This window comes from Neolewinella lacunae (genome assembly GCF_014349155.1).
Taxonomy (GTDB): domain Bacteria; phylum Bacteroidota; class Bacteroidia; order Chitinophagales; family Saprospiraceae; genus Neolewinella; species Neolewinella lacunae.
Window position 1 is genome coordinate 1 of the sequence record NZ_JACSIT010000012.1, and the last position, 302, is coordinate 302.

Annotated in this window: 1 protein-coding gene; it reads left to right on the forward strand. The window is 59.9% G+C overall.

Annotated features, from left to right (window positions below; genetic code table 11):
* On the forward strand, window positions 1-302 hold a 302-nt coding region (locus tag H9S92_RS00060), incomplete at both ends, for an SdrD B-like domain-containing protein (protein ID WP_187464693.1).

The following is a 302-nucleotide window of genomic DNA, read 5'->3' on the forward strand; positions in this document are numbered from 1 at the left end:
GGCTCCACGGTGTTCTACGACGCAGACAACAGCGGTGACCAGGACCTGGCTAACCCGCTGGAATACGGCATCGCCGGTGTAACGGTGAACCTGTACTTCGATGCGAACGACGACGGCATAATCGATGGTGCGGAACTAACGGCGATCGAGACGACGACCACGGACGCTGACGGCAACTACTTCTTCGATAACCTTGCTCCGGGCGACTACCAGGTAGGAGTACTTCCTGCTACGGATGCACCGGTGGCTTCCGGTACGCAGAGCGACGCCGATGACGACCTTGACGGCACGAACGACGGTGC